At 64.6% G+C, this 24359-nt stretch carries 18 protein-coding genes; 3 read left to right on the top strand and 15 right to left on the bottom strand.

What is annotated here, in order from left to right:
- Positions 1–5: 5 nt before the first annotated feature.
- The 8 genes from CK489_RS20200 to CK489_RS20165 form a co-directional block, all read right to left on the bottom strand.
- A complete protein-coding gene (locus tag CK489_RS20200) occupies positions 6–2459 on the bottom strand; it encodes an arylsulfatase (RefSeq protein WP_095733437.1) in 2454 nt (817 codons plus the stop codon).
- Positions 2460–2581: 122 nt separating this feature from the next.
- On the bottom strand, positions 2582–3853 hold the full coding sequence (locus CK489_RS20195) for an anaerobic sulfatase maturase (RefSeq protein WP_095733436.1): 1272 nt from the start codon (positions 3851–3853) through the stop codon (positions 2582–2584).
- A gap of 474 nt (positions 3854–4327) precedes the next feature.
- Positions 4328–4507, bottom strand: coding sequence for a DUF2934 domain-containing protein (locus CK489_RS20190; RefSeq protein WP_095733435.1), 180 nt, complete (start codon positions 4505–4507; stop codon positions 4328–4330).
- Positions 4508–4576: 69 nt separating this feature from the next.
- A complete protein-coding gene (locus CK489_RS20185) occupies positions 4577–4780 on the bottom strand; it encodes a CsbD family protein (protein ID WP_028341777.1) in 204 nt (67 codons plus the stop codon).
- Positions 4781–5117: 337 nt separating this feature from the next.
- The gene (locus CK489_RS20180; protein WP_095733434.1) at positions 5118–6140 is read right to left on the bottom strand and encodes a S1C family serine protease; all 1023 of its coding nucleotides are present in this window, start codon (positions 6138–6140) and stop codon (positions 5118–5120) included.
- 80 nt (positions 6141–6220) lie between these two features.
- Positions 6221–6670, bottom strand: coding sequence for a hypothetical protein (locus CK489_RS20175; RefSeq protein WP_095733433.1), 450 nt, complete (start codon positions 6668–6670; stop codon positions 6221–6223).
- A gap of 7 nt (positions 6671–6677) precedes the next feature.
- Positions 6678–8279 (bottom strand): GMC family oxidoreductase, encoded by a 1602-nt coding sequence (locus tag CK489_RS20170; protein WP_095733432.1) that lies wholly within the window; start codon positions 8277–8279, stop codon positions 6678–6680.
- 64 nt (positions 8280–8343) lie between these two features.
- Positions 8344–9567, bottom strand: coding sequence for a cytochrome P450 (locus CK489_RS20165; RefSeq protein ID WP_050629693.1), 1224 nt, complete (start codon positions 9565–9567; stop codon positions 8344–8346).
- Positions 9568–9796: 229 nt separating this feature from the next.
- Here CK489_RS20165 and CK489_RS20160 point away from each other — a divergent pair, with 229 nt between their 5' ends.
- From CK489_RS20160 to CK489_RS20150, 3 genes are all read left to right on the top strand, one after another.
- A complete protein-coding gene (locus tag CK489_RS20160) occupies positions 9797–11431 on the top strand; it encodes a flavin-containing monooxygenase (RefSeq protein WP_095733431.1) in 1635 nt (544 codons plus the stop codon).
- Positions 11432–11716: 285 nt separating this feature from the next.
- Positions 11717–11983 (top strand): hypothetical protein, encoded by a 267-nt coding sequence (locus CK489_RS20155; RefSeq protein WP_050629695.1) that lies wholly within the window; start codon positions 11717–11719, stop codon positions 11981–11983.
- 184 nt (positions 11984–12167) lie between these two features.
- The gene (locus tag CK489_RS20150; RefSeq protein ID WP_050629696.1) at positions 12168–12908 is read left to right on the top strand and encodes an outer membrane protein; all 741 of its coding nucleotides are present in this window, start codon (positions 12168–12170) and stop codon (positions 12906–12908) included.
- A 115-nt stretch (positions 12909–13023) separates the two neighbouring features.
- Here the strand turns inward: CK489_RS20150 and CK489_RS20145 are convergent, their stop codons facing one another.
- From CK489_RS20145 to CK489_RS20115, 7 genes are read right to left on the bottom strand one after another with little or no spacing between them, the layout of a single operon-like run.
- Positions 13024–16326 carry an acetyl-CoA carboxylase family protein gene (locus CK489_RS20145; protein WP_095733430.1) on the bottom strand — a complete coding sequence of 1101 codons (3303 nt, stop codon included), beginning with the start codon at positions 16324–16326 and terminating at the stop codon, positions 13024–13026.
- Positions 16327–16343: 17 nt separating this feature from the next.
- Positions 16344–17228, bottom strand: coding sequence for an ABC transporter permease (locus tag CK489_RS20140; protein WP_095733429.1), 885 nt, complete (start codon positions 17226–17228; stop codon positions 16344–16346).
- Positions 17225–18181 (bottom strand): ABC transporter permease, encoded by a 957-nt coding sequence (locus CK489_RS20135; protein WP_095733428.1) that lies wholly within the window; start codon positions 18179–18181, stop codon positions 17225–17227. Before CK489_RS20135 ends, CK489_RS20140 begins: the two co-directional genes overlap by 4 nt.
- Positions 18182–18184: 3 nt before the next feature.
- Positions 18185–19732 (bottom strand): ABC transporter substrate-binding protein, encoded by a 1548-nt coding sequence (locus CK489_RS20130; protein WP_095733427.1) that lies wholly within the window; start codon positions 19730–19732, stop codon positions 18185–18187.
- Positions 19729–20754 carry an ABC transporter ATP-binding protein gene (locus tag CK489_RS20125; protein ID WP_095733426.1) on the bottom strand — a complete coding sequence of 342 codons (1026 nt, stop codon included), beginning with the start codon at positions 20752–20754 and terminating at the stop codon, positions 19729–19731. Before CK489_RS20125 ends, CK489_RS20130 begins: the two co-directional genes overlap by 4 nt.
- Positions 20751–21827, bottom strand: a complete 1077-nt coding sequence (locus tag CK489_RS20120) for an ABC transporter ATP-binding protein (protein ID WP_095733425.1) — start codon at positions 21825–21827, stop codon at positions 20751–20753. Before CK489_RS20120 ends, CK489_RS20125 begins: the two co-directional genes overlap by 4 nt.
- The gene (locus CK489_RS20115) at positions 21827–24250 is read right to left on the bottom strand and encodes a CaiB/BaiF CoA transferase family protein (RefSeq protein ID WP_095733424.1); all 2424 of its coding nucleotides are present in this window, start codon (positions 24248–24250) and stop codon (positions 21827–21829) included. Before CK489_RS20115 ends, CK489_RS20120 begins: the two co-directional genes overlap by 1 nt.
- Positions 24251–24359 lie beyond the last annotated feature (109 nt).

The following is a 24359-nucleotide window of genomic DNA, read 5'->3' as shown; positions in this document are numbered from 1 at the left end:
CGTCGTCAGTCGGACAATCCCTTCTTCAACGCCGCTGACTTGCGAGCTTGTTCGGCAGCGTCGATGTCCGCTCTCTTCGTTTCCTTCAATTCAATCGTCACCGCGGCGATCTTGCCGCTAAACTTGAATGGGACCTTGTAGGCCTCGGTGACAGGCGTGCCTTCATCCATTCCCACGTCAGCCCCTTCGTCCGCCGAAAAGCCACAGCACTGGGTTTTGTCGATCCGACCGACGGCGACGTTCTGGTCATTGACGAAGAGTGTTCCCGTTCCACCCTTGCCGACTCCACCGCCATCATAGGCGAACTCGAAGCGGATAGTTGCTTTCCCCGGAGCAAGTGCCTGTTTCGATGTCACCGTGTAGCGCTGCAGACCAAGCCAATTGTAAGTGTACGTTGGCTTGCCGTCCTTGATGTACAAGCTCCAGCCGCCGAAGCGTCCGGCTTGGGCCAAGATGACGCCGTCCGCGCCCTGCTTTGGAATGTCCACCTCGGCGGTGATTGTATGCGAGCGGTTCTTTATGTTGATGAAGACATTCTCGGACATGCCGGTCATTCCCTCGTGCACCGTCAGCGAGGTGCGACCGGCCATCAGGTCAGGCCGTCCGACGAGAGCGGGATTCAACCGCTCCAAGGTTCGGTCATCGAGTGGCAGCACCTGGTATTTGACCGCTTCCGTCAAGAAGACGTCTTGCAGCTGCTTTAGCTTGTCGGGATTCGCTGCAGCGAGGTCATTCGCCAGGCTGAAATCCGACCGCGTATCGTAGAGCTCCCACTTGTCATTTTCGAACGTTGCACGAGGCTTGTACTCCCACGGTGCCCGGTGAACAGTGCCGGCCAACCAACCATCGCTGTAGACGGCGCGATTGCCAAAAATCTCGAAGTACTGCGTCGTATGCCTGCTTGCAGCCTTGGTGTCCGCGAACGTGTAGGCCAGGCTCACGCCTTCGATCGGTGTCTGTATTGTTCCGTTCACGCTCTTCGGTTCGGGCAGGCCCGCCGCTTCCAGGATCGTCGGTGCGATATCGACGACGTGGTGCCATTGCGAGCGTATCTCACCCTTTGCCGCGATCCCTTTCGGCCAATGGACGATCATTGGATTGCGGGTACCGCCGTAGCTGGATGCGACCTGCTTCGTCCATTGGAACGGTGTGTCACCCGCGACCGCCCATCCAGCAGCGTAGTGCGGATAGGTGGTCGGACTACCAAGCTCGTCGTAATGCTTGAGAATGTCCTGGACCGTCTCCTGCACTCCGTTGAAGTAGGTCATCTCGTTAAAGAGACCGCTCATCCCTCCTTCGGCACTCGCGCCGTTGTCTCCCACGATGTAGAAGATCAGCGTGTTATCGAGCTGACCGGTCGCTTTGATGGCTTCGACCAGTCGCCCGGCCTCGGTGTCCGCATACTCGCCAAACCCGGCAAAAACCTCCATCTGGCGTGAAAACACCTTCTTCTCATCCGGGGTCAGTGCGCTCCAATCTTTGATGGCTTCCGGCTTCCGCGCGAGCTTCGTACCAGCGGGTACCACGCCCAACTTGATTTGGCGGGCCAGCGTCTCGTCACGAAGGCTGTCCCAACCCTGGTCGAACTTGCCCTTGTATTTGGCAATCCACTCCTTCGGCACATGGTGCGGTGCATGGGTGGCGCCGGGCGCGAAGTAGATGAAGAACGGCTTGTCAGGCGTCAGGGACTTCTCGGATTGCACCCACTTGATCGCCTGGTTGGTCATGTCCGTCATGAAGTGGTAGTTCGGATCCTTCGGCGGCTCCACCTGCGTCATGCCGTCATAGATCAGCGGCGCCCACTGATTTGTCTCTCCGCCGATAAATCCATAAAACTTGTCGAAGCCCTGACGGGTCGGCCAGCGGTCGGTTGGGCCCGACGGACTGACCTCCCAGGCGGCCGTTTCGTGTGACTTGCCGAAGGCCGCGGTGCTGTAGCCGTTCAGCCGCAGCATCTCTGCGACCGAGGCAACGCTGTTGGGGCGTTGTCCCGTTTGCCCGGGGAAGCTCGTGGCTGTCTCTGCTATCGAGCCAAAATTGTTCGTGTGGTGGTTGCGACCGGTGAGCAGCGCCGCACGCGTCGGCGAACACAGCGCAGTCGTATGAAATTCGTTGTAGCGCAGACCTTCGTTGGCAAGGCGCTCTGCTGTCGGCATGCGGATCGGGCCGCCGAAGGCGCTCGACTGGCCGAAGCCCATATCGTCGATCAGCACAATGAGGACGTTCGGCGCGTTACCTGGTGCCTTGACCTCGAACCGCGGCGGCGGCACAGCATTCCGCGCGTCCAGCACAGTGCTATGCGGGTACTGAGGCTCCGGAATGGGCAACACCGTGCGGTCGGTCGGGAGCACAATGCCAGCCGGCGCGGCCTGCTGGGCAGCGACGAGCGCGGTCGTCGAAAGCAGGCCAACGATCAGCATCGGGATGCCAAGTCCAACGGTCTTCGCTGTTCGTGTCATCGCCTTTTGCTCCGGTTCGGGGCCAAGTGTGAGAATATGGAACTACCTGTTTGTACGTCCCAAGCCTGTTGTCGTTGACGCAAATCAATGCCGTAGCCGGCCGACACCCTCGTTATCGGCCGTCAAGCGCGTGGCAGAACGGACTTCGCCTCCCGCCGAATGTCACTGACCATCTGCTCGACTTCAGGGATCGCGTGCTTGAAAAAGCGCCGCAGGCCCGAGCAAAGATAGTTCAGCCCAGGCTCGCCTTCCGGTGTTCGGATCAAGCGATTACGCGGACATTCGCCCCAGCAGTCTGTCTTGAACGGGCATTCGCGACAATAACGCGGCAGCGTTTCAGATTTGGCGTAGCCGAATTTCACCTGCGTCGGGGAGAACACCATTTGGTCGAGTGGCGTCTCACGTAGCGATCCCAGGCGGTGTTCGGGATAGACATAGTGATCGCACGAATAGAGCGAGCCGTCGTGCTCGATGGCGACGTTCTTGCCGCAGACTTCGCTGTAGATGCAGATTTGCGATGGTAGGCCGAGATGCTGCGCCACCAGCGTCTCGAATTGGCTGACCAGCACTTTCCCCAAGTCCTTGCGCACCCATTCGTCGAATACGCGCGACAGGAAGTAGCCGTATTCGTCGGGATCGACCGACCAATCCGTCACGACGGAACGAGGGTGACCAGGACGCGCTTCGGGGCTGCCGAGGATCGGCAATTGCAACTGGTCGCGGGATTGCGGCGCATGCGTTTCGAAATCCTTCGGTTCGACGATCGGGATGAACTGGATCGCGGTCGAGTCGAGTTCGCGCCTGAGGAAGCGGTAGACATCGAGCGGACGTGAAGCATTGCCGCGGTGAACGCAAGTGAGCGTGTTGAAACGCACCCCGTGCTTGCGCAGCAGATTGGCGGCAGCCATCACCTTGTCGAAAGTCGGCGCACCGCCTTTGTTGACCCGGTATTTGTCATGTAGTTCGCGCGGACCGTCTATGCTGAGGCCGACCAGGAAGCGATTGTCCTTGAGGAACGCGGCCCAGCTTTCGTCGATCAGAACGCCGTTCGTTTGCAGGTCGTTTTCGATGCGCTGATTGGGCTTTGCGTATTTCTTCTGCAACGCGACCACGCTGCGGAAAAAGTCGAGCCCGCGTAGTGTCGGTTCTCCGCCTTGCCACGAGAACACCACCTCCGGACCGGTCACGCCTTCGATGTACTGCCGGATGAACAGTTCGAGCGTCTCATCGCTCATCGATCCGGTGCCGGGTCCCTTTGGCAGCCGTTCCTTGCTCAAATAGAAGCAGTACTGGCAGTCGAGGTTGCAGGTCGAACCGGCGGGCTTCGCCATGACATGAAAAGACCGCCGAGCTTTGGCGCCGAGCTGCTGCGGGATGCTGTACTTGTCTGCCATAGCGCTCAACCGAAGTCCGTTGCTCCGAGTTCGGTCACCCAGCAGTGGCCGGCGCCTCCTGTCTGGCCACGATATGGCAGGACCGGCTGGCCAAGTTGCGAGGCGTTGGACGCCCCAGCAAGCGTCAAAGCACGTGGGATAGCTTTGATTTAAGTCAAACTGCGCATCGTACCGTCTCGACGGCGCGGCTGCGGGTGCCTGCCACATGATGGTGGTCGCGTAGCCCGACGAGTTGCAGACCGCACTGCAATAGCGCTGCCGCGAACTCCCCTTCCTTCTCCCCTTGTGGGAGAAGGGGGCGCGGACGCAATGCGCGACGGATGAGGGGTTCTCTCAACAGGTGAACTGGCGGATTGCCCCCTCACCCGGCTTCAGTTCGCTTCGCTGTCCGTGCCCCATGCACGATCGCTGGTTATTGTTTCTGCGGCTCGATAGCGAGCAGCGGCGAAAGAGGAGTGCCGGACTGGAGCTGGCCTAGATCGGAAGGTTATCCGTCAATCCAGGCGGAGGATCACCGGGCTCGGACCTTTCCTTCAGCAGCAGCTCCTTCTCGGCCTGGTACCAGAACGTATCCATATTGCCAGCCGGCTCGCCAGCTTCCTTCCAGAGTTGATATGCTTTCGTACGAATCTCTTGTTCAGTTGGCCCCGACATCAATTGCTCCGGAAATAGCCCCGATTCTGAAAAGCGAAGGGCCCTGCCTTACACAGGGCCCTTCGGGTTTTACCACTTTTGGCGACCGTACCAGTCGTTTACTTCTTTTTGCGCCTGGTCCTTGGCGTAACCGTAACGTTGCTGCAGCCGACCTTCAAGTTGGTCTTGCTTGCCGGCGATCACGTCGAGATCGTCGTCAGTCAGCTTACCCCACTGCTCCTTGACCTTGCCCTTAACCTGCTTCCAGTTGCCTTCAACGCGATTCCAATCCATCGCTAGCCTCCTTTGCGAGTAATGGATAGGCAACTAGGCTTGGCTATGGTCGTTCCTACGGACGCTGCGTCACATTGGCTACAAGGGACGTTGTGTTTCAAAGTGAACATAGGAACGCTTCACTCAGTCGGCGAGGTAAGGCAATCAGCTGCCGTCCATCTTGCGACATTGCGACAGAAATCTGGATCGTACGCCCGTGGCTAGCGGATGAGGAGTTATCTCCACAGATGAACTCGCGGATAGAACCCCTCACCCGGGCTTCATCTCGCTGCGCTCGATCGCGCCACCCTCTCCCACAAGGGAAGAGGGTGCAGCTCGCACGCGGATAGAGCAACGCTCATTGCTTCGCCGGCTTCCTCCCGATCGGGTGGATCTCGATCGCGCGCAGGCGGCCGAGGCGCAGGATGTCCATCGACAAGGTGCGGTCGATCCGGCTGTGATCGAGCGCGCGGATCAGGTCGTCGACGCCGTTGATCTCGACGCCGTCGAGCCCGATCACGACGTCACCCGGCAACAGGCTCGCGCGCGCCGCCGGGCTGTCCGGCTCGATCTGCATCAACAACGCACCCATCTTGTTCTCGACGCCGGCCAGCACCGCATGCCGCCGCGGCACCGGCGCGGTCTGCCCGGCGACGCCGATATAGGCGCGGCGGACATGGCCGTGGCGGATGATCTCCGACAGCACGAATTGCGCGGTGTTGCTGGCGACCGCAAAGCAGATGCCCTGCGCACCGTTGATGATCGCAGTGTTGATGCCGATCACCTCGCCCTTCGACGACACCAGCGGCCCACCCGAGTTGCCGGGGTTGAGCGCGGCGTCGGTCTGGATCACGTCCTCGATGGTCCGTCCGCTGACCGAGCGGATCGAGCGGCCGAGCGCCGACACCACGCCGGCGGTGACCGTCGATTCGAAGCCGAGCGGATTGCCGATCGCGACCACGAGCTGGCCGCGCCGCAGCGTCTTGGAATTGCCGAGCGAGGCGTAAGGCAGATCGCGCGCGCCATTGGCCCGCAGCAATGCGAGGTCGGTGTCGGGATCGACGCCGAGCACATGGGCGTCGGTGACGAAGCCCTCGGTGTCGCGCAGCCGGATCTCCTTCGACGATCCGACCACATGGCTGTTGGTCACGACGAGCCCGTCGGGCGAGATCACGATGCCCGAGCCGAGCCCGCCGCGCTCGCGCGCATTGCGCGCCTTCGGCCCGGTCTCGACCCGGACCACGGCGGGGCCGACCCGGTCGGTGACGTCGATCACGGCATTGGAATAGGCATCCAGCAAGACCCGGTCATCCTCCCGGGCAGCATCGGCCGTTCGCAGTGACGGCCTGTCACCGGCGGTATCTGAGGTAAAATCCAACATGGCGAGAGTCCTTTGGTCCCCTCAGATGGTGACCGGCTCCCGCTGCTGCAAGTGGTTACGCTCGGCACCTGCCCGGCTGGCTAGGTCGCCCGCCGCAGCGTGCCGCCCCGCTCCCTGACCGGATCGAGCAGCGACCAGTCGCCCTCCGGCAGCACGTGACCCTTGGGGAATGGCGCGCGCAGCTCGAGCCCGAGCGAGCGCAGCACGCGGTCGTCGCGGTAGTAGCATTGCAGCACGACGCGGACGAGCGTCGCTGCGGCAGCACCGCCGTGCTTGCGAAACTTCTGCGCCACCGCATCGCGCCTGGCCTCGTCGAGCTCGGCGAGCGGCTTGCCGGCAAGCTGCGCCAGATGATCCAGCGCCTGCGCCACCAGCGCGGTGTCGCGGCCGAGCGTCGCCAGCATGTCGGCCTGGATCGCAGGGTCGTCCGCGCCCGGCACCCTGTACTCGGCGCTTTCGGGAACGATCATCGCGGCGACGGTGCGGAGATCGGCGCGCTGGGCTGCGGTCAGTTGTCTTGCATCGGACATGTCGGCCTCAATCGAACAGATTGGCGAGGCGCTGCTTCATCTGGTCGGCGATGTAGAGCGCGAGGGCCTGGATGGTGGAGGTCGGGTTCACGCCGCCCGAGGTGACGAAGATGCTGCCGTCGACGATGAACAGGTTCTTCACATCGTGCGAGCGGCCCCATTCGTTGACCACGGAGCGCGAAGGGTCCGTGCCCATCCGCGCGGTGCCGAGCAGATGCCAGCCGCCCCACGGGATCGGATCGTTGATGCAGATGTCGGTGGCGCCGGCGGCATCGAGGACTTCCCGGCCGCGCGCCAGCGCGTGGTCCATCATCTTCCGGCTGTTGGCCGAGATCGTGTAGTCGATCTTCGGCGCAGGGATGCCATGGCTGTCCTTCAGCACGGGATCGAGCGTGACGCGATTGTGTTCCTCGGGCAGATCCTCGCAGATCGCCGAGACCGCGAGGCGATGCCCGTTCAGCCTGCGGAACACGCGGTGATGATCCTTGCCCCAGGGCAGGATGCCCTTCTGCTCGCTCGCGACAGCCTCGAATACCGGCCCGGCGCCGCGGCCGAACTGGATGCCGTAGCCGCGGACGAAGCCGCGCGACAGATCGGTGTCGTAGAACTCCTTGCTCCACAGGCAGGTCGGCGGCGCGCGGTTGCTGTCGGTCGGCTCCTTCACGAAACCGTAGATCTGCGCATAGGGATGGAACATCAAATTCTTGCCGACAAGGCCGGATGAGTTGGCGAGGCCGTTCGGAAATTTTCCCGACACCGAATTGAGCAGCAGCCGCGGCGTGCCGACGCCGTTGCAGGCGATGATCACGACCTCTGCGGGCTGGAATTGCTCGACGCCGTCCTTGTCGTAATAGACGACGCCGGAGGCCATGCCGTGCTCGTTGGTCAGGATCTCGCGCACCCGGCAGTGGGCCTTCAGCTCGACACCGGCGCGGATCGCGTGCGGCCAATAGGTGATGTCGGTCGAGGCCTTGGCGCCCTGCGCGCAGGCCGGCGTGCAGTGGCCGAGATTGATGCAGCGCGCCCTGCCCTCGTAATCCATCGTCGCGACCGTGGTGTCCGACGGCCACCAGTGCCAGCCGAGCTTGTTCAGGGCCTTGCCGAGCAGCGGGCCTGACAGCCCGAGCGGCTGCGGCGGCATCGGCGGATGGCTGAGCGGCGACAGCGGGTCGCCGGACAGGCCCGAGACGCCCATCATGCGGTCGTTCTCCTCGAAGAACGGCGTCAGCGCGTCGTAATCGATCGGCCAGTCGTCGGCGACGCCGTCGAGCGTCTTCACCTTGAAGTCGGACGGATGCAGCCGCGGCCAGTGCGCGGTGTACATCACGGTCGAGCCGCCGACGGCGTTGAAGTTGACGACCTTGATCGGCGAATTGTCGTCGTTGATCGGGTAGTCCTCGGGCCGTTTGCGGACATTCGGGCTCGACGACCACTCGCCGTAGAATTTGGCCTCCCAGTCGCGGCCCGTGCTCGGATATTCGGCCGGATTCATCCAGCCCCCCTGATCGAGGCAGAGGATGTGCATCTTGGTATCGGCAAGGCTCCAGGCCACTGCGGCACCGGAGGCGCCGGCGCCGATGATCAGGACGTCAACGGGATCGTTCTTCATTGTTATTTCCTGGTGGCTCGCTTTCCGTCATTGCGAGGAAGATGGCAATGACGGGGCCGGCGGCTCAATTGACGATTCTCACCGGCAAGCTTCGTATACCGCGGATGAAATTGGAATAGAGCCTTTGCGGTGGGCCCATGATCTCAAAACGCAGATCGCGCGCCAAAACCTCCTCCCAGAGGATGCGGAGTTGCTGCTCGGCGAGGCGGTCGCCGACGCAGCGGTGGATGCCGGCGCCGAAGGCGAGATGCTGGCGCGGCTTGGCGCGGTCGATGATGAATTCGTCGGCGCGCTCGATCTTGTCCTCGTCGCGGTTGCCGGAGATGTACCACATCACCACCTTGTCGCCCTTCTTGATATGACGGCCGGCAAGCTCGACATCGTTGCGCGCCGTGCGGCGCATGTGCAGCACCGGCGTGTGGTAGCGGATGGTCTCGGACACCAGGTTCGGGATCAGCTCCGGCCTGGCGCGGACCAGCTCGAACTGCGCGGGGTTCTCACATAGCGCCATCAGCCCGGCCGACATCGAATTGCGCGTGGTGTCGTTGCCGCCGACGATCAGAAGCCCGATCGTGCCGATGAACTCGCGCGCATCCAGATTCCGCGTTGCCGGCGAATGCGCCAGCATCGAGATCAGGTCGAAGGTCGGAGCTGCATCGACCCGCGCATCCCATAGCTTGCGGAAGGATTCTCCCATCTTGATCAGTTCGGCGGTGCGTTCGGCCTCCGAATGCACCACCGCGTCGGGAGACTCGATGTTGGCGATCGCGACATCCGACCACCAGGTCAGCTTGGCGCGGTCCTCCGAGGGAAAGTCGAACAGCGTCGCCAGCATCATGTTGGTGAGGTCGACCGAGACCCGCTCGGCCCAGTCAAAGGTCTCGTTGCGCGGCAATGCGTCGAGCACGGCGGAGGTTCGCTGGCGGATCAAGGCATCGAAATTAGCGAGGTTCGACGGCGCCACGATCGGCGCCACCGTGCGGCGCTGCGCGGTGTGACCCGGCGGATCCATGCGGATGAAACTCGGCCGCTCCTGTCCCTTCGGCTGGTCGGCGACCTGGATACCGCCGAGCTCGGAGGCCGAGGAATAGTTCTGGTGATCCAGCTCGACCGCGAAGATGTCGTCGTAGCGCGTCACCGACCAGTACGGGCCGTAAGGTGAAGCCTCGCAATAATGCACGGGGTCGTCGCGGCGAAGCTGCGCGAACAGCGGCCGCCAAGTGTCGTCCTGATAGAGCCGGGGATTGCTGACATCGATCGGTGTCGGCCTACGCAGCGCCTCTCCCATCGCCTCACTCCCGTCTGGTTCCGTCGCCGCTTGGCGGGCGATCGTCTTGTCGGGCCGACGATAGCGGGTATCCCGCGGCCGAGTAAAGCCGCGCGGCGAACCGTCCGCCGCGCGGAATGCACGCAGGCAGCCCCAGGCAAATCGCGATGGCAGCCCCGCGCTCCGATGTTTGTCGGTAGCAGCAAGACCGGCTAGCCTTGCCGGCAATCAACTTAGGGAGCAACGACAGGTGGCCGCATCGCGCCAGGACAACAGCGCCCAGACGGCTGCGCTGGACTACGATGTCATCATCATCGGCGCCGGCCTGTCCGGCATGTACCAGCTCTACCGGCTGCGCGAGCTTGGGCTTACGGCACGGGTGTTCGAGGCCGGCACCGGCGTCGGCGGCACCTGGTACTGGAACCGCTATCCCGGCGCGCGCTTCGATTCCGAAAGCTATTCCTACGGCTATTCGTTCTCGAAGGAGCTGTTGCAGGAATGGGAATGGTCGGAGCATTTCGCCGGCCAGCCCGAGACCCTGCGCTACTGCAATTTCGTCGCCGACAAGTTCGACCTCCGCCGCGACATCCAGTTCGAGAGCCGCGTTACATCAGCGGTCTACCAGGACGACACGCGAAGCTGGCGGATCACACTGGAGAGCGGCGCACAGCATAGCTGCCGCTTCCTGATCACCGCGATCGGTCCGCTGTCGACGCCGACCCTGCCGCGCGTCGCGGGCATCGACGATTTCAAGGGGCAATCGTTCCACACCGCGCGCTGGCCGAAAGACAAGGTCGATTTCAGCGGCAAGCGCGTCGCCGTGATCGGCACCGGCGCGACCGGCATCCAGACCATCCAGACCATCGCCGGCGAGGTCGGCCACCTCACCGTGTTCCAGCGTACCGCCAATTGGGCAGCACCGCTGCACAACGGCAAGATCGACGCGGAAACCCAAGCCAGGATCAAGGCCGGCTATCCCGAGATCTTCGCGCGCTGCAAGGAGACCTTCGCCTGCTTCGTGCATACGCCCGATCCGCGCGGCGCGTTCGAGGTGAGCGAGCAAGAGCGCGAGGCGTTCTACGAGAAGCTCTATGGCGAGCGCGGCTTCGGCATCTGGCAGGGCAATTTCAAGGATATCCTGATCGACCGCGCGGCGAATGCGACGATCAGCGATTTCGTGGCGCGCAAGATCCGCGCGCGCGTCAAGGACCAGGCGGTGGCCGAGAAGCTGATCCCAAAGAACCACGGTTTCGGCACGCGGCGGCTGCCGCTCGAGACCTTCTACTACGAGGTCTACAACCGCGACAATGTCGAGCTGGTCGACATCAAAGAAACGCCGATCGAAAGAATCACGCGTGACGGCATCCGGACCTCCGAGAAGGACTACGCCTTCGACATCATCATCTACGCCACCGGATTCGACGCCATCACCGGCAGCTTCGACAAGATCGATCTCCGCGGCGCGCATGGCGCGCGGCTGAAGGAGAAGTGGACGCACGGGCCGGAAACCTATCTCGGGCTGATGGTCGACGGCTTCCCCAACATGATGATGCTGATGGGCCCGCACACCGCGCTCGGCAACATCCCGCGCAGCATCGAATACAGCGTCGATTGGGTCACCGGCCTGCTCCGCTTCGCGACGGAGAAGGGCCTGACCTTCCTCGACGCCACCCCCGAGGGCACCGCCGGCTGGACTGATCACGTCAAGGCGCTCGGTGTCGGGCTGCTCTCCAACGAGGTCGATTCCTGGATGACCGGCATCAACCGCAATGTCGAGGGCAAGCAGACCCGCATCGTCGCCCGCTACAGCGGCAGCGCCCCGGCTTATCGCGAGCGATGCGATGCGGTGGCGGCAAATGGGTACGCGGAATTGAGGCTGGGCTGACACTCCCGGTGACGAGAGACGCTTGCCCCATCACGGCCTTCGACCGGGGGCCCCCGGGAAAGCCGGGTACCTATCGCACCACGGGTCCTGTGCGACAAAAGAGCACGGCGGCTAGGACCACGGTGTAGCCGACAGGCAACCCAGTCATCGGAAGCCGAGACGCGAACGGCGAGCGATCCTGCTCGCCTCGCGAAAGAAGTCAGTGCGCTTCTTGATACAGATCAATGGTCGGCCCCGGCAACCGCGCATTCATGGCACGATCCTGCGCCTTGATCGAACGTTGCCATGACAGCAACCTGGTATGTGACCTATGAAATTCGCAAACGCGGGCTGCTACCAAGGGAGCGCAGCCCGCGCATAACCAGGGCTTTCGCGGCCGAAGATGACGCCAAGCAGTTCGCGCGCGCAAAGCTCGAGGAAGGCCTGGTGGTGTTCGCCGGAACGATCAATCCTCATTCGCCAAGGCAACTCATCCTCTCGGAAAGCGTCACCAGCTGGCTCGGCGACGATCAATCCACTACCCGGAATCACTCGCGTCCCGCGAGGGAGTAGAGGCTGAGCGGCTGCCGCACGATCGAAATGCAGCCATGGCCTCGATTGTTCTAGCCTGTTGCCATTTTGGCACATGGCTTCGAGCCCGCTGCTCATACCCTCCAACGCGATCCGATACAGGTGTCTTGCGCAGCGGCGTCGGAGGCGAATTTCGATAATTAATTACTCGACCTGGAGATAACAGATGAAGAAATATCTTCTTGCAGGAGCCGTGGCACTGACCATGGCGACGCCTGCGTTGGCTGCGGATATGGCCGTGAAGGCACACCCCGTCCCGCCTCCGCCTCCCGTGATCTACAACTGGACCGGCTTCTACATCGGGGCGAACGGTGGCTGGGGCGATAGCCGCAATTGCTGGGGGTTCGTGCCTGTCGCCGGGGCGATCATTCCTGACGGCTGCAGCTCACGTTCCGGCGGCGTCTTCGGCGGTCAGCTCGGCTATCGCTGGCAGGCGGGCCAATTCGTTTTCGGGCTCGAGGGACAGGGTGATTGGGCCGACATCAAGAGCTCGCGTCTCAGCCTGATCAATCCGCTTTTCTCGACCACGACGAAAATGGATGGCCTCGGCCTGATCACCGGCCAGCTCGGCTGGGCCTGGGACGCAGCACTGTTCTATGTCAAGGGCGGCGCCGCGGTGACGAGCAACCGGTATGACATCTGGACCACGCTCGGCGGCGTCGGCGTAGCTTCTGCGACCTCGACTCGCTGGGGTGGCGCGGTCGGCGTCGGCTTCGAATACGGATTCACTCCGAACTGGTCCGTTGGCCTCGAATACGATCACCTCTTCATGGGCGACGCCAACAACACGTTCTCCGTCGTCAATCCCATCGTTGCCGGCGCCGCTAACCGGATCAGCCAGGACGTGGATCTGCTGACGATACGGTTCAACTACCGTTTCGGCGGGCCTGTCGTAGCCAGGTATTGATCTGATCGATCTCACCGACGGAGCCCCGGCATTTTGCCGGGGCTCTTTTATTTGGGAGCGAAGCACCGGCGGAAGCTTTCCCTCCCTTGCGGGTGGTGACGCTTGCTACGCAGGGCTACCACGCATCAATGCACGGCCGCTTGCGGTGCGTGCGCGGCTCGGGCTTCGGCACCGAGCGCAGGCCGGCCATGATCCAGTGGCGCGTGTCGGCGGGGTCGATCACCTCATCGATCTCCAGCACCGAGGCGATCGAGACCGCCTTGCCGTTGGCGTAGAGCTCGGCGACCTTGGTCTGGAAATACTTCTCGCGCTCGACCAGGTCCTCGATCGCCTCCATCTCCTTGCGGAAGCCGAGCCGGACATAGCCCTCCAGCCCCATGCCGCCGAACTCGCCGGTCGGCCACGCCACCGTGAAGAACGAGGCGTGGAAGCCGCCGCCGATCATCGATTGCGCGCCGAGACCATAGCCCTTGCGCAGCACGATGCCGAACAGCGGCACCGTGATGCTGGCGCCGGTGACGAACATCCGCGCCACATGGCGCACGATCGCGGTCTTCTCGGCCTCGGGGCCGACCATGAAGCCCGGCGTGTCGCACAGCGAGACGATCGGGATGTCGAAGGCATCGCACAACTGCATGAAGCGCGCGGCCTTGTCGCCGGCCGCCGCATCGATGGCGCCGCCGAGATGCTTCGGATTGTTGGCGATCAGGCCGAACGGCTTGCCTTCGATGCGGATGAAGGCCGTGATCATGCCGACGCCGAAATCGCGCCGGATCTCCAGCACCGAGCCCTCATCCGCGATCAGGTCGATCACGTTGCGGATGTCGTAAACCCGCAGGCGGTTCTCCGGGATCGCGCGGCGCAGCAGCCGCTGGTCCGGCGCCTTCCAGTCGGCGATGGCGCCCTGGAAGTAGGACAGATATTTCTGCGCTACCGTCGTGGCCTCTTCCTCGTCCTCGACCAGGATGTCGATCACGCCGTTCGGCGACTGGAACGAGACAGGGCCGACCTCGGCCGGATGGTAGACGCCGAGCCCGCCGCCCTCGATCATCGCCGGGCCACCCATGCCGATCGAGGCATTCCTGGTGGCGATGATGACGTCGCAGACGCCGAGCATCGCGGCGTTGCCGGCGAAGCAATAGCCCGAGACCACGCCCACGACCGGTACCAGCCCCGATAGCTTCGCGAACTGGACGAAGGACGGGCCGTCGAGGCCGGTCATGCCGAGCCGGTCGGTATCGCCGGGACGGCCGCCGCCGCCCTCGGCGTAGAACACCAGCGGAAGCCGCCACTGCTCGGCGAGCCCGAGCATGCGGTCGATCTTCTTGTGGTTCATATGGCCCTGGGTGCCGGCCAGCACCGTGTAGTCGTAGGAGATCACCATGCAGCGCGCGCCTTCGGGGCCGAAGTGTCGGGCGTTGACGGTGGCGACGCCTGATATCAGGCCGTCGGCCGGGGTGTTCTTGATCAGGTCCTCGACCTTGCGGCGGCGGCGCTGCGCCGCGATCGCGAGCGAACCGTATTCGACGAACGAGCCCTCATCGACCAGCTGCGCGATGTTCTCCCGCGCGGTGCGCTGGTTGGTCTTGCGGCGGCGCTCCACCGAGGCCGGGCGGTTCTCGTCGAGCGTGATCGCCTTGCGCGCGATCAGCTCGGCGAGATCGGGGCGGATGTGATCGAGATCGATCGCGGCTTCCTCCGCCGCGTGATGGCCATCGACCTCGGCGGGCTCGAGATACAGGATCGGGTCGCCATGCATCAGGGTGACGCCGACGCCGCCTGCGACCTTCGTCACGCGGCCGCCATGCGGTGCTGCGACCAGATGCTCCATCTTCATCGATTCCAGCACCGCGATCTGCTGGCCAGGACGAACCAGATCGCCCTCCGTGACCTCGATCGCCACGATGGTGCCCTGCAACGGCGCGGGAACCGGGAGCGATCCTTCCGGCGCGGCTTCGATGGCGACAGCCTTGGTCGCGGCCGCCTCACTCACCTCGAGCAGCGGCGCGGCATGCTCCTTCGCGGCGCCGACCAGCGCCGCAACATGGGTATCGATGAAGTTGGTGCTGATCTTGTTCCGGGCAAAGCTCTGATGCGCCAGGATTGCGCCGAGCAACGAGATGTTGGTGGCGACGCCGCCGATGCGGAATTCGCGCAAGGTGCGCGACGCCTTGTGCACCACGTCGGTCCATTTCGGGCTCGGCGAATGCACGATGACTTTTGCCAGCAACGAGTCGAAGGCAGCGCTGGTACGGTAGCCGGAATAGCCGAACGTATCGACGCGGACGCCGGGCCCGGACGGCAGGTCGAACACGCTGAGCGTGCCGCCGGTCGGCTTGGTCAGCCCCTTCTCGTCCATCACCTCCATATTGACGCGGAGCTGCATCGCATAGCCGCGCGGCAGCGGCACTGAGGCTTGCGCCAGCCCGAGCGAGGCCAGCGTCGCGCCGGCGGCGACCGCAAGCTGCGAACGCACCAGGTCGATGCCGAGCACGGCTTCGGTGACGGTATGCTCGACCTGGAGCCGCGGATTGGCCTCGATGAAGGCGAAGGCGTCCTCGCCTTCGCTGGCCTCGTCATCGACCAGGAATTCGAAGGTGCCGAGATTGTCGTAGCGTGCGGCGGTCGCAAGCTGCTTTGCCGCCTCGATGATGCGCGCACGCAAAGCCTCGCTCAGCGATGGGCTCGGCGCCACCTCGATGAGCTTCTGGTTGCGGCGCTGGATGGTGCATTCGCGCTCCCAGAGATGGCTGATCGCGCCGTGGCGGTCGCCGATGATCTGCACCTCAATATGGCGCGCCTTGCGGATCAGCCGCTCGACATAGACGGCATCGCTGCCGAACGCCGCCTTGGCCTCGGATTGGCAGCGCGCATAGGCCTCGTCAAGTTTGGCAGAGTCCTCGACCACGCGCATGCCGCGGCCACCGCCGCCCGCGATCGCCTTGATCATCACGGCGGCATTGGCACCGAGCGAGGCGAAGAAGGCCTTGGCCTCGTCGAGCGACGTCGCGCCCGATGTGCCGGCAATGATCGGCACGCCGCATTTTTTGGCGAGCGCCTTCGCCTTGGCCTTGTCGCCGAACAGATCCAGCGCTTCCGGGGACGGACCGACGAAAGTGATCTTCTCCTCGGCGCAGCGCCGCGCGAGCTGGGTGTTCTCGCTGAGGAAACCGTAACCCGGATGCAGCGCATCGCAGCCCGCAGCCTTGGCCGCCGCGATGACAGCCTCGATGTCCAGATAGGCCCGCGCGCCGCGGCCGGGGATCTCAAGCGCCTCGTCGGCCGAGCGGACATGGAGCGAAGCCGCATCATCGGCGGGATAGATCGCGACCGTGGCAAGGCCGCTATCGGCCGCCGCGCGGGCAATGCGGATCGCGATCTCGCCGCGGTTGGCAATCAGCAATTTCTTGAAGGACATCACAGCACCATCAGAGGTCAACGATCCTTCATCGTGGGATCGAGCACGACACGCAAGGATTCTCCCAGCGCGTTGAACGCCAGGGAGACAACGAGAATGGCAAGGCCCGGCGCATACATCTGCTCCGGGGCGATCTCCATGTATTGATAGGCGCGCGCCAGCATGGCACCCCAGCTCGGATCCGGCGGCTGGATGCCGAGGCCGAGGAACGACAGGCTGGCTTCGGCCAGCAGCGCAGCGGCGAGCAGCAGCGTCACCTGTACGATGACCGGCTGCAGCGTGTTCGGCAGCACATGCCGCCACAGGATGTGCCAGGTCGGCGCACCGAAACCCCTGGACGCATCGACATAGAGCTCCTGCCGCACGATCAGCGTGCGGGCGCGAACGATGCGGGCCAGCGCCGGAAACATCGTGATGCCGATCGCGATCATGCCGTTGGTGAGCCCAATGCCGAGCGCGCCGGTGACCGCGATCGCCAGCACGATGGCCGGAAATGACAGGAACGTATCGATGATGCGGCTGATGATGTCGTCGATCCAGCCGCCGAAATAGCCGGCGACCAGGCCGACCGGCAGCCCGATCAGGACCGCAACGCCGACCGCGAGCAGGCTGGCATAGACGGTGGCGGGCGCGCCGTAGATCAGGCGCGAGAAGACATCGCGGCCGAGATCGTCGGTGCCGAGCAGATGCGCAGATCCCGGCGGCGCCAGCATGTTGTTGACGTCCTGCGCGGTCGGCGCATAGGGCGCGATCCAGGGCGCGCCGATCGCGACGATGACGAGCACCGATAGCACCAGGATCGACAGCGCGGCACGGAGATCGCCGACGAGCCAGCGCAACAAACGCCGCAGCCGGGTCGGCCTGGCTGGCGCCTTCAGTGGGGCGAGCGCCGTGTCGGTCATTGCTCGATCCTGGGGTCGACCGCGGCACACAGCAGATCGGTGATAAGATTGACCGCGATCACCACCACCACCATGGTGAAGACGACGCCCTGCACGATCGGAAAATCGCGCTGGATCGCGCCGCGCACGATCAGGCTGCCGAGGCCGGGGATCGCGAACACCGCCTCGATCACCACGGTCGCCGCGAGCATCCGGTTGACCAGCAGGCTGATGATCGTCAGCAGGTTGACGCCGACATTCTTCAGGCCGTGCTGCCAGAGGATGCGGGACATCGACAGGCCCTTGGCGTGCAGAGTGCGGACATATTGCGACGACAGCACCTCCAGCAGCGCCCCGCGCAGCTGGCGCGCCACCTCGGCCATGCCGTAGGCCGCGATCGCGATCCCCGGCAGCAGCGCGTGCCTGACAGCATCGATCGGCGAGGCGCTGAAGGATTTCGCGCCGGTCGCCGGCAGCCAGTTCAGCTTCAGCGAGAACTCCGCCACCAGGATCATCGCCAGCCAGAAGCCCGGCACCGCGACGCCGAGCGAGGCGATCATGCTGATCAGCTTGTCGATCCAGCCGTTAGGCTTGATGGCGGCCATCACGCCCATCGGGATGCCGGTGGCCAGCGCCAGCACCAGCGCGATCACCACGATCAGCAGCGTGTTCGGGAAGGCGCGCCCGATGGAATCGGCGACCTTCTCGCCGGTCAGCAGCGATTGCGAGAGATCGCCCTGCACGACATGGCCGAGCCAGGCGCCATATTGCACCAGGAACGGCCGGTCGAGGCCGTAGAGCTGCCTGATCTCGGTGATCCGCGCGTCGGTGGCATTGTCGCCCGCCAAGGTCACGGCGATGTCGCCGGGCACCAGCTTGAGCAGCGCGAACACCATGAAGGTCGCGAGCAGGATCACGGGCAGCGCCTGCACCAGGCGGCTGCCGATGACCTTGACCGGTGACCGTCGCGCCATCGTTTAACCTTCCAGCCAGACGTCGTCGTATTTCGGCTTACCGAGCAAGTTCGGCCGATAGCCTTGCACCTTCTTGTTCATAGCGACCAGCTCGAACTGGAACGCCAGCGGCACCACGAAGGCATTCTCCATCACCAGCCGCTGCACAGTGGAGAACGCCTTGCGCCTGACCTCGATATCTTCGGACGCGCGCGACTCCTTGATCGCGGCCTCGAGCTCCGGCGGGACAGGCGCGCGGCCGCCATTGTAATAGGCGTCCTCGGTGAACATCAGCGAATAGGTCAGGCTCGGGTCGGGCCGTCCGGTCCAGGCCGAGAGCAACCCGGCCCCCTTCTTCTCCGCACCGAAGAATGCCGCAGAGGCTTCCGCGACCGTGCCGTTGGAGAACTTCACGTTGATACCGGCCTTGCGCAGCTGCTCGATCAGGATCTCCTCGCGCTGCACCGAATCCTGATCGGTGTAGCCGCCGATCTCGATCGGGGTGCCCTCCTTGAAGCCGGCCTCGGCGAGCAGCTTGCGCGCCTTGTCGGGATCGTAAGGATAGAGTTTTGCGACCTCGGCATCATAGGCCCAGTGCGACTTCGGCAGGTTCATGTAGGCCGGCTCGGCGAGCCCGGCGAGCGCGCCCTTGACGAAGGCCTCGCGATCGATCGCGAAGTTCAGCGCCTGCCGGACCTTGACATTGTCGAACGGCGGTCTGGACCAGTTCAGGAAGATCTGGAACACGTAGAGCGTCGGGCCGTGCACCACCTTGACGCTCGACGCGCGCTCGATGATCGCCTTCTGCCGCGGCGGCAGCTGATAGATCAAATCGTTCTGCCCCGCGGAAACCGAACGCGCGCCGGTGGTGAGTTCCGGAATGATCGAGAATTCGATGCCGTCGGGATAGGGCCGGTTCGGCTTCCAGTATTTCTCGTTGCGCTTGACCACGATCTTCTCGCCGTCGGCCCAGCTCACGAATGCATAGGCGCCGGCGCCAACAGGCTTGCGCGTCACGACGCCGCCCTCGGCCGCCTTCAGCGCCGTCGGCGACACCATCATGCCGGCGCGATCGGACAGGATGCCCGGCAGCGCGGTGTCCGGCGTCTTCAGCTTCAGCGTGACCTGCTGCGCCCCGGTGACCTCGACCGCGTCGACCGAGAGCAGATCGGCCTTGATGTTCGACTTCGCATCGCTCCGGTTGCGATCGAGGTTGAATTTGACGGCTTCCGCATCGAGCGGCGTGCCGTCATGGAAAGTGACGCCGGAGCGGATGTTGAGCACCAGCGTATTGGGATCGGTGAACTTCCAGCTCTCGGCAAGCCCCGGCTTCGGCTTCAGCGTCTCGAATTCCCATTCGACCAGCGTGTCGTACATGGTGAACAGGAAGGCGTGGTCGGAGCCGGCGCCGCCGGTGGCCGGATCGAGGCTTGACGGATTGGCCGGCGCCGAGATGCGCAAGGTGCCGCCCTTCTTCGGCGCTGCTTGCGCGAACGCGCGGCCGCCGATCGTGGTGCTGGCCAATGCACCCGAGATCAGCGCCATGGCCTCGCGTCTGGTCGTCATTGTCATGGCATCTCTCCAGCACTCTCATGAGACGAAAAATTCGGGCGATCGGCGAAATGGCAGGCCACCCAGTGATCGGGCTCCAGCTCGCGCCACTCCGGCACGCGTTCGGTGCAGAGCGGCTGCGCATGCGGGCAGCGGGTGCGGAAACGGCAGCCTGACGGCGGATCGATCGGGCTCGGCACCTCGCCTTGCAGCACGATGCGGCTCTCCTGCCGCATCGATGACGGCAACGGCCTCGGCTCGGCCGAGAGCAGCGCGATCGTGTAGGGATGCAGCGGCCGCTCGGCGACCGCCTCGGTCGGACCAAGCTCGACGAACTGGCCGAGATACATCACCGCGACGCGCTCGCTGATGTGCGACACCACGGCGAGATCGTGAGTGATGAAGACGTAGGTCAGGCCGAGATCGCGCTGCAGATCGGCGAACAGATTGAGCACGTCGCCGCGGATCGACATGTCGAGCGCGGCCACCACCTCATCGCAGACGATCAGTTTCGGCTTCACGGTCAGCGCGCGGGCGATCACGACGCGCTGCTTCTGGCCGCCGGACAATTGATGCGGATAGCGCTCCCCGAACTCCTGCGGCAGCCCGACGCGCTCCAGCGCCTCCCTCGCCTGCCGCTCGCGCGCGGCGCGGTCGCCGATGCGGGCGAGCTCGAGCGGCTCCAGCACCGAGGCCAGGATGGTCATGCGCGGGTTCAGCGCGGCGTTCGGATCCTGGAAGATGATCTGGTAGTCGCGGCGATGGTGGTGGAATTGCCCGCGCGACAGCGCCAGCGGATCGATACCGTCGTGCAGGATGGCGCCGGCGCTGGGTTTCAGCAGGAACACCAGCGCACGGCCGATCGTGGTCTTGCCCGATCCGGACTCGCCGATGATGCCGAAGGTCTCGCCGCGGCGGACGTCGAAATTGACGCCATCGACCGCCTTCACGGTGGCGCGGCGGTCCGAGGTCTGGAAGCGGACCTGGAGGTCGCGCACCGAGACAATGGCATCGCGGCGGGGCTCAGGAGTGGCTGCGGTCATTGGCGCGCGACCCTCGCGCCCGCAGCGAGGTCGGGCGGATGCAGTGCACCCGGCAGATTGAGCTCGGCGAAACGCCAGCAACGCACCTTGCGGCCACCGCCGGCGTCCTGCAATTTCTGCTCGGCCTCGCAGCCCTTCACTGCGTGCGCGCAGCGGGCGCGGAAGCGGCAGCCGGCCGGCATCTCGGCAATCGACGGCACCCGGCCCGGGATCGACGGCAGCCGGCCGTGACGCGGGCTCAAATGCGGCAGCGAGCGCAACAGGCCCGACGTATAGGGATGCAGCGGCCGCACCAGCGCCTCGTCGACGGTGGCGTCCTCGATCACCTCGCCGGCATACATCGTGATCATCCGCGTGCAGGTCTCGGCGACGACGCCGAGATCGTGGGTGATCAGCATCAGCGCGGTCTTCGATGTCTCGCTGATGTCGCGCAGCAGTTCGAGGATCTGCGCCTGCACGGTGACGTCGAGCGCGGTGGTCGGCTCGTCCGCGATCAGCAGCTGCGGCCCGCAGATCAGGCTCGCGGCGATCATCACGCGCTGGCGCATGCCGCCGGAGAGCTGGTGCGGATAATCGTCGATCCGCCGTTCCGGCGAGGCGATGCCGACGCGGCGGAGCATCTCCAGCGTCTTCGCGCGCGCCTCCTCATAGGACACATCGCTATGGACGCGCAGCGTCTCCGCGATCTGGTGGCCGACCGTGAACACCGGGTCGAGCGCGCTCATCGGCTCCTGGAAGATCATCGCGATGCGCTTGCCGCGGATGGCGCGCATCTGCCGCGCGCTGCAAGACGCCAGATCGGTGCCGTCGAACAGGATCCTGCCGTCAAGCCCGGCGAAATTGCCCGGCAACAGGCGCAGGATCGAGAGCCCGGTGATGGTCTTGCCGCAGCCGCTCTCGCCGACGATGCCGATGCGCTCGCCGGGCGCAACGTCGAAGTCGATCCGCCGCGTGGCCTGCCAGATGCCCTGCGCGGTCTTGAAACGAATGCCGAGCCCACGCACGGACAGCAGCGGCCGCGCGTCGTCGCGCGCGCCCTCCGCCTTGCGCTGTGCCGGTGGCCCTGCCCCCATCAGCCCGCCGCCCGCTTCTTCTCGTTCACCAGCTGCTCCTCCATCAGCATCTCGGTGCCGATGATGCCGTCGCGGGTGAGTTCCTCGAGCTCGGCGTCGGACAGGCCGAGCATGCCGCCGAGAATCTCGCGATTGTGCTCGCCGAGCGTCGGCGGCACCGAGCGGATCGCAAACGGCGCGTCGCCCTGGCGGAACGGCATCGACGGCTGCGGATGCCGTCCGATGAAGGCGCGGTCGACCTGCTGGATGAAGCCGCGGGCGTGCAGCTGCGGATCGTCGAGCAGATCGATCGGCAGCCGCGCGACGCCGGACGCAACACCGGCGGATTGCAGCGCGGCCATCGCCACATCGGCATTGCGCGCGGACGTCCAGACAGTAATCGCAGCCTCGATCTCGGCCTCGCTGGCGCGGCGGCCCGCGGCCGTGCCGAGCCTCTCGTCCGTCGCCCAATCCTCGCGGCCGAGCAGCCGCGCAAGCCTCGGCCACATCGCATCGTCGGACACCGCGACCACGATCCAGTTGTCCTCGCCGTCGCAGCGAAAGCAGCCATGCGGCACGAAATCCGGATGGCGATTGCCGTGTTTCGAAGGCTCCTTGCCGTCGATCGAATGCGCCACGATCCAGGGCGCGGCGAACGGCATCATGCATTCGATCTGGGCGAGATCGATGAACTGGCCCTGCCCCGTCAGCTTCGCATGGATCAGCGCGGTCAGCACCGCGACCGCGCCATTGAGGCCGCCGACGGCGTCGCCGAACGCGGTATGGCTCATGACCGGCGGCCCGCCGGCATCGCCGACCACGCTCGGCAGGCCGGAACCTTGCTCGAGGGTCGAGCCATAGGCCCGGCAATCGCGATGCACGCTGCCGGCGCCGAATGCCGACATCGACATCATCACGAGCTTCGGGTTGAGCTTGCTCAGCACGTCGTAGCCGAGGCCGAGCTTGGGCAGCACCTCGACCGAGTAATTGTCGACCACGAGGTCGGCATCGGCAAGCAGGCGTTTTGCAAGTGCCAGCCCTTTCGGCCGGGTCAGGTCGAGCGTTATGCCGCGTTTGTTGCGGTTCATGATGCAGTAGCGCACCGACTTCTCGTACATCTGCTCCAGCACATAGGCCGGGCGCCGATCGACGCCGCGCCACCAGTCCGGATACTGCGTCGCCTCGATCTTGATGACGTCGGCGCCGAGATCGGCGAGCGTGCGGGTGCAGATCGGTCCGGCCCACCCCATCGAGAAATCGACGACACGAATGCCTTCAAGCGGCAAACGATCGGTCGGAGCGTGCTTCGGCGTGGGCACGCGCGGCGCGGCCTCGCGCGCAGCCTGCTGCTCGCCGATGCCGGGCACGCGGCCGCCGCGCAGCGGTGGCGTTGCCGTCAGCCGCTGCATCGTGCCGGCGCTGAAACCAGCCTCGTCGCCGACCGTGATCGGCACGATAGCGCCGCGGGCGCGCTTCTCGTCATCGGCGATGAGGTCCGATATCTCCGGCACCGGCACGATCGGGATCTTGCGCTTGAGACCCTCGGCAAACCATTCCTGCGCGGTGCGCTGCTTCAGCCTGGGCACGATCTTGCCTTCGATCTCGGCGACGCGCTGCAGCCGGTCGACGCCCATGACCAACGTCGGATCGTCGCGCAACTCGTTCAGCCCGAGCATCTCGCAGAACGCGCGCCACTGCGCCGGGGTCACCGTGGTGACGCCGAGCCAGCCTTGTTTGGTTTCGTAGATGCCGACCGGAAAGGTCGGCCAGAACCGGTTGACGCCGATCCGCCGCATGATGTCGCCGCGCTGGAACGCCTCGAACATGATGTATTCTGTGACGGCGATAGAGGCCTCGAACAGGCTGAGATGGCTTTCCCGCCCGCGCCCATCGTGCATGCGGCCGAGCACCGATGACGCTGCGGCGATGAAGCCCCACAGCCCGCCCAGGATCCCGGTCTGGAAATCCGGCGCGTGCATCGGCGGGCCCTGCTCGGGTCCGACCAGCTTCACGAGCCCGGTCAGCGCGCGGATCGTGGAGTCGGTCGCGGCGAAATCGGCATACGGACCGCGATCGCCGAACCAGGCGAGGTCGAGATGGATCAGGCCCGGATTGTCGCGCCTGATCGCGTCGAGATCGATCGCGGGACAATCGGCCGCAGCGATGCCGCGCCCATCGAGCAAAATGTCGCAGCCTGCGATCAGCTCACGCAGGCGCGATGCATCGCGCTGGTCGAGGACGACGCTCGATTTGTTGAAGTTGAGAAACGCGAACCACGCGCTGTGCCCTTGCGGCGTCAGCGGCGCGGTGCGGCGAAGCGGATCGCCCGCCGGTGGTTCGACCTTCTGCACATCGGCGCCGAAGTCCGCGAACAGCCGCGCGCAATAGCTCGTCGCCGCCGCGCTTCCGATCTCGACAATCCGCAGATGCGACAACGCGCCCATCACGCTTCCTCGCGACAAAATGATCAGCCGATGACATCGACTGATTCAGTTTCTTGTTGGGGTGAACTTGAAGCCGCGCCGACTGTGTGATGCAAGTGGAATTTTCTTC

Source organism: Bradyrhizobium sp. UFLA03-84 (genome assembly GCF_002289535.1).
In the GTDB taxonomy this organism is placed as follows: domain Bacteria; phylum Pseudomonadota; class Alphaproteobacteria; order Rhizobiales; family Xanthobacteraceae; genus Bradyrhizobium; species Bradyrhizobium viridifuturi.
The sequence above is the reverse complement of the archived record's forward strand: the minus strand, read 5'-3'. Positions and strand labels throughout refer to the sequence as shown.